Source organism: Nonomuraea sp. NPDC049607, from assembly GCF_040675375.1.
GTDB lineage: Bacteria > Actinomycetota > Actinomycetes > Streptosporangiales > Streptosporangiaceae > Nonomuraea.
Genome location: NZ_JBFAOV010000029.1, coordinates 122,346 through 128,403, shown reverse-complemented (window position 1 = coordinate 128,403; position 6,058 = coordinate 122,346). Strand labels below are relative to the sequence as shown.

Annotated in this window: 4 protein-coding genes and 1 rRNA gene; 3 read left to right on the top strand and 2 right to left on the bottom strand. The window is 70.1% G+C overall.

The window, feature by feature from the left end:
- Together rrf and AB0J97_RS38860 are read left to right on the top strand one after the other, a co-directional pair.
- Nucleotides 1-87, top strand: a 5S ribosomal RNA gene (gene rrf, locus AB0J97_RS38865); the annotation flags it as partial.
- Nucleotides 88-1,790: 1,703 nt separating this feature from the next.
- Nucleotides 1,791-2,837 (top strand): hypothetical protein, encoded by a 1,047-nt coding sequence (locus AB0J97_RS38860; protein ID WP_364098537.1) that lies wholly within the window; start codon nucleotides 1,791-1,793, stop codon nucleotides 2,835-2,837.
- A gap of 73 nt (nucleotides 2,838-2,910) precedes the next feature.
- On the opposite strand, the gene AB0J97_RS38855 is transcribed toward AB0J97_RS38860, so the two are convergent.
- Nucleotides 2,911-3,837: an MBL fold metallo-hydrolase gene (locus AB0J97_RS38855; protein ID WP_364098534.1), complete on the bottom strand. Its 927-nt coding sequence runs from the start codon at nucleotides 3,835-3,837 to the stop codon at nucleotides 2,911-2,913.
- A gap of 110 nt (nucleotides 3,838-3,947) precedes the next feature.
- Between AB0J97_RS38855 and AB0J97_RS38850 the strand changes: the two genes are divergently transcribed.
- On the top strand, nucleotides 3,948-4,349 hold the full coding sequence (locus tag AB0J97_RS38850) for a single-stranded DNA-binding protein (RefSeq protein ID WP_364098531.1): 402 nt from the start codon (nucleotides 3,948-3,950) through the stop codon (nucleotides 4,347-4,349).
- 82 nt (nucleotides 4,350-4,431) lie between these two features.
- Here the strand turns inward: AB0J97_RS38850 and AB0J97_RS38845 are convergent, their stop codons facing one another.
- Entirely contained in the window at nucleotides 4,432-6,036 is a 1,605-nt protein-coding gene (locus tag AB0J97_RS38845; RefSeq protein ID WP_364098528.1) for a DUF1015 family protein, read from the bottom strand.
- Between the last annotated feature and the right edge of the window lie 22 nt (nucleotides 6,037-6,058).

The window sequence follows — 6,058 nt, the reverse complement described above, 5'->3', positions numbered from 1 at the left end:
GGTTACATTCCGAACCCGGAAGTTAAGCTTCTCTGCGCCGATGGTACTGCACTCGGGAGGGTGTGGGAGAGTAGGTCACCGCCGGACAATCTTTCAAAGAAGGCCCCACACGGTTGTGTGGGGCCTTCTTTGCGTTGGAAGCCCTTCCCAAGGGCTTCCAACTGCTCCTCGAACGCTGGAGGCTAGGCAGCCCGGGTCGGGTGCATGTGATGCCGGCCGCCGGTCACGGCATTGCCCGACGACAGCGCAAGCTGCAGCTGGCCCATGGGCTGGCCTCTCTGGGGGAGAGTCCCGTGGCCTTAGGGCCTCAATGTCGGGCTCTTCGCCATGAAGGAGACACGGGTCTGGTCCCTGGTTGGACTCGTCGATGACGTCAATGTTCCGCTCCTTCGGGGAGGCGTCGCTCTTCGGACGCGGACGGAGGTGGGATCACAGCAGACGATCCCACTTGGTTCGCGGCTGGCTGGATGTTTGCGGGGGCGTCTGGAGGGCTCGTGAACGTGCGAGGGCTTGCTAGGCTGGAGGGAGCGGGCCACCCCCACGGGTGGCCTTCGTCGCGTAAGGCCCGAGGGCGGGCGGCGACCAGCCACGGTGGACCGCCGTTGTGAGTCCGCTGAGTGAGCCAACGAAATGGACCAGAAGTGAACAGAGATAACGGATCGGACGGCGGACAGCGCGGGCGCGGCGACTACGGGGACAGGCGCTCTGGCGGCGGCAGGACTGGCGGATACGGCTCTCGCGGGCGTGATTCCGGTGGCGATCGTCCGTTCCGTTCCGAGGGCCGGCCGCGTCCGTACAACCGCGAGGACAGAGCGCCCCGAAGCGGGGAAGGCGCTCGCGACGAGCGCCCGCCGCGACGTGAGGGTGGTTTCCGGGAGGAGGGCCGCTCCTACCGGGACCGGGATGACCGCGGGCCCCGTCGCGAGGGCGGCTACGGTGAGCGTCGCGAAGGCGGAGGCGGCTACGGCGACCGCCGTCAGGGCGGCGGTGGCTATGGTGACCGGCGCGAGGGCGGCGGCTACGGTGACCGCCGTCAGGGCGGGTATGGCGATCGAGGGCCGCGGCGCGAAGGCTTTGACCGTGGTCCGCGTCGTGAGGGCGATGACCGTGGTCCTCGCAGGGAGGGCTTCGACCGGGGGCCGCGTCGTGAAGGTGACGAGCGTCGCCCCTTCCGGGACCGGGATGATCGCGGGCCGCGTCGTGAGGGTGACGAGCGTCGTCCCTTCCAGGACCGCGGGCCTCGTCGCGAGGGCGGCGGTTACGGTGACCGTGGTCCGCGCCGCGAAGGCTTTGACCGTGGTCCGCGCCGTGAGGGCGATGATCGTGGTCCTCGCAGGGAGGGCTTTGACCGGGGGCCGCGTCGTGAGGGTGACGAGCGTCGTCCCTTCCAGGACCGCGGGCCTCGTCGCGAGGGTGGCGGTTACGGTGACCGTGGTCCGCGCCGCGAAGGCTTTGACCGTGGTCCGCGTCGTGAGGGCGATGACCGTGGTCCGCGCAGGGAGGGCTTCGACCGGGGGCCGCGTCGTGAGGGTGACGAGCGTCGTCCCTTCCAGGACCGTGGTCCTCGGCGTGAGGGCGGCGGCTACGGTGACCGTGGTCCGCGCCGCGAAGGTTTCGACCGTGGCCCGCGTCGCGACGACTCCTACGGGCCTCGTCGCGAAGGCGGCTACCGCGAGTCGCGCCCGTTCTCGCGGGACGACCGCGGGGAGCGGCCGGGCGGTGGCACCCGTGCCAGGTACGGCAGGGAGGAGCGCGACTCCGACGCCCCGCAGCGCGAGAGGCTGCCCGAGGTGGCGCCCGACATCACCGCGGAGGAGCTGGACAAGGAAGTACGCGAGGAGCTGCGTTCCCTGCCCGGCGACCTCTCCGACCTGGTCGGCAGGCACCTGGTGGCCGCTGAGCGCGCCCTGGAGGAGGACGATCCCGACAAGGCGCACGAACACACCAAGGTGGCGCGCCGGTTCGCGGCTCGCATCGGTGTCGTACGTGAGGCTGCGGGCATCGTCGCCTACCGGGCCGGACACTTCTCCGAGGCGCTCAGCGACCTGCGTGCGGCCAGGAGGATGACGGGGTCGGATGCGTACCTGCCGGTCATGGCCGACTGCGAGCGCGGTCTGGGGCGTCCGGAGCGGGCCATCGATCTCGTACGTTCGCCGGAGGCGGAGCGCCTCGACCGGGCCGGACGCATCGAGCTGACCATCGTCGAGTCCGGCGCCAGGCGTGACCTGGGCCAGCAGGACGCGGCCGTGATCACCCTCCAGCGTCTGCCCGAGCTGCGCGACCCGCAGCCCAAGCCGTGGTCGGCGCGCCTCGCGTTCGCCTACGCGGACGCCCTGGCCGACGCCGGGCACCAGGAGGCGGCCACCGACTGGTTCGCGCGGGCGATGGCCTTCGACGAGGACGGCGAGACGGACGCGGCCGAGCGGTACGCCGAGCTGACCGGAGCCGTCATCGAGGACGTCGAGGAGGACTTCGAGGAAGACCTCGACTCCGAGGACGACTTCGACGACGCCGGTGTCGCCGACGAGGGCAAGCTGGCCGAGGAGGAGGAAGAGGACACCGAGGCCCTGGCCGAGGCGGACGACCTCCTGGAGCCGGAGGCCACCGAGACCCCTGAGGCGCCTGAGCCGGAGGTCGCTGTGAGTCCCGAGGCGGCAGAGCCCGAGGTCGGCAAGCCGACGGACACCGCTGAGGAGGCCAAGCCGGCCGAGGCCAAGCCGGCCGAGGCCGAGACGCCGGGGATCACGCCCGCGTTCATCGAGCCGGACTTCGGTGACGTGCTGGAGGTCGAGACGGGCGAATCCGCTCAGGACCGGCCAAAGAAGAACGACGAGTAGGTGTTGCTGCTCCGCCGTGCCCTGATCGTCTGGGGTACGGCGGAGCTTTTGTCTCAGGCGAGGTGTGGGCTCGTCATCGTTCGACGCGGTTGAGCCAGTGGAGGATGCCCGCGACGTTCGACGGGGCGCCGCTCAGCAGTTCGAACTGCTCGGCTGTCACGTCGTCCGACTGCAGGGCGGTGTAGCGCTCCTTGGTGCGGTCGCGGACCATGGCGACCGCGTGATCGAGGTCCAGGCCCTCCGAATGCGCCTGGCGGGTGAGATCCACCCAGACGCGGAGCTCTTCGGCGGATCGCTCAAGCGTCTCCTGGACGGCGCCGACCGGGCCGTAGTGGCTGAACAACAACCGTTGCGGACCGAGCGCCTGGAACAGGGCGATCGAGTCGAGGGCCGTCTGAAGGTCGAAGTCCGGTGGCGGCGTGGCGGGGCGCAGGTCGCCGGTCTGGGGCAGGTACACGCCCGCGGCGTCCCCGACGTACAGGTCGCCGGTGGCGGAGTCGATCAGGCCGACGTGGTGTTTGGCGTGGCCGGGGGAGTAGTGGCTGCTCAGCGTGCGGCCGTTGCCCAGGTCGATGGCGCCGGTGTCGCCCAGGGCGACGATACGTTCGGCTTTGGTGGGGGACAGTTCGCCGAAGAGGGTGTCGAGCTGGTCGCCCCAGACCATCCGGGCACTGGCCATCAGACGCGACGGATCAGCCAGATGGCGCGCGCCCTTCTCATGCACCACCACCTGGGCGGACGGGAAGAACTTCGCGATGTCCCCCACGCCGCCCGCGTGATCCAGGTGGATGTGGGTCACGACCACCGTGGCCAGGTCGTCCGGGCCGACGCCGAGCGAGGCGAGCGCGTCGCGCACCACGGGGGACGAGGTCGAGGTGCCCGTCTCCACCAGGCACGGCCGGTCCCCCAGGATCAGATAGCCGGCGGTGATGCCCGAGTATCCGGCCATCTTGGTGTCGATCTCATAGACGTCGCCGCCTAGTGCGGTGATGTTGTCCACAGGAACTCCCGCGCGTACATCCGTTATCCCCAGAACGACGTTCGTATCGATCCGGGCTTCCCTTCATCGTAGAGAGTGATCTCCGCCGGAACACAAACGGGAGGACGTCAATGGATCGGAACGAGGTCGTGCTCGCGGGGCGGTTGTCCGCGGCGGTCGAGGAATACGCGATGCCGAGCGGCGACATGGCCACGAAGTGGCGGGTCATCGTACGCCGCCGGCGCAGGCACAGGCGGGGCCCGGCGCTCACGGACAGCATCCCTTGTGTCACGTTCGATCCCGAGGTGGCGGAGACCGTGCGGGGCCTCAAACCGAGGGATTTCGTTGAGGTGACGGGCGCCTTCCGCTGCCGGGTCTTCGGTCCGTCCGCCGCCAAGGTCTGGCGGTACGAGGTGGAGGTGAGCGCCGCCAGGCCGGTCGAGCAGCCGGTTCCTGAGCCGTCCGAGGAGATGGCTCCGAGCCGGGGGCCTCGGAAGGTGGCTCAGTTGGCCGGGGCGGGTGGCCAGATCTGATGCCCGGTCCGGGGCCGGGTTCCGTCGCGGGCGTGGAGGGTCGACGGCACGGGGTGAGGCGAGCAGGTGAGGGCGTGCGGGGTCAGTCGATGGCGAACGTGCGTAGCACCAGGCCGGTGCGTGGTTTCGGGCCGAAGGAGGTGGACTTGCGGGGGACTCGTTCGCCGCCCGCGGCCACCGCCAGCACGTCGTGAACCATGAGCGGTTTGAGGATGACGGCTGTGCCGCCCGTCTGGATCGCGAGCCGCAGCGCCGCCTCGGTGTCGTGGTGGACGATGCGTACGGCCTGGTCGTCGTCCTCCATGCCCCACACCTTGGGCAGGATGAACTCGGTGAGGATGGAGGTGTTGAGCGAGTTCCAGCGCTCCGAGTGCTGGTCGGGCATCGCCAGGTTGAGCTGCACCGGGTCGGGGTCGGTGAGCAGGTGGGTGCCGCTTTCTCCGGCGAGCAGGAAGGCGGGCTCGGGAGCGTTCTCCAATGCCTCCAGGCCCTGCCGCAGGTCGTCGTGGTCGTGCACCTGCCAGGCGCCCCTCGCCCTGGCGGCGGCCTCGGTCAAGGGCAGGCCGGGGATGACCCGGTGGATGGCCTTGAGATCGGGTGGGTAGGCGGTGGAGTCGACGATCAGGGCCAGCCCGAAGTCCCAGGGGCCCAGCGCCCGCCGGGGCTCGGCCGGGGCGGAGGCCGGGGCGTCCGAGGGATGGGCGAGGTGGTCGGTCAACTCGTGACGGATCGAGGTGACCGGGCTGGGAGTGGGGCTTGCCGGGTGGTCCGTCGCGGTGGGAATGCTTGGGGGAGCGCTGAGGGAGATGTCCCGCGAGCTCTGGGGACGCGCGTCCTGGGGGGTGTGCGGAAGGGGTCCTTGTGGCACGGCGTTGGGCGTGGCCTGGTGAGTTCCGTCCCGCAGGGCTTGGCGGGCGGCGTGTTCCTGGCGCTGCAGGACGCGGTACGTCGCGTACCGGTGGTGGCCGTCGGCGATCAGGGCCTGACGGTTGCGCAGGTCGGCGTTGATCGCGGCGATCTCGTCCTGGTCGATGATCGCCCACAGCCGGTGGGTGAGGCCGTCCTCGGTTCCGGCCGTGACGAGGGGCGGTCGCTTGGTGGCCACCTCGTCCACCAGACGGGTGGCCCTGCCGTGGTCGCCGTTGTAGAGCAGGAAGATGGGTTCGAGGTTGGCCTCGGTGGTGCTCATGAGGGCCAGGCGGTCGGCGATCGGTCCGGGCATGACGTCTTCATGGGGGAGGATGACGCGCTCGGCCGGGTCGATGAGGCCGACGTCGCCGATCAGGCCGCGCTGGAGGATGTGCGGGCCGCTCTGCTCGTACACGTACAGGGCGGGGGTGTCGTCGGCCACCAGGACGCCGGCGTCCAGCCAGGCCCTCAGGGTGTCCCTGGCCTCGGCGTAACGGGCTTCGAGCGGCACCTCGGTCCGGTGGTGAAGCCTGGACGGGGGGCCGGCCGGGCCGCGAGGAGGGCTGCCTTCGGCGGAGGGTGTCGCTTCGGGGTTGCAGGGAAGGATGAGGCGGACGACGTTGTTCGGGTGAGAGGCAAGGAGAGCTTCGACGTCCGCGTCGCTGATCAGGTCGTACGGTGGGGAGGTCACCTTGGCGGGATCTTCGACATCGAAACGTACGCCTCGGAAGGGCCGTAGCACCAGTCCGTCCGGCACCGGCAGTTCAGGAGTCCCCATACCGGGCATGCTCCCATAAAAG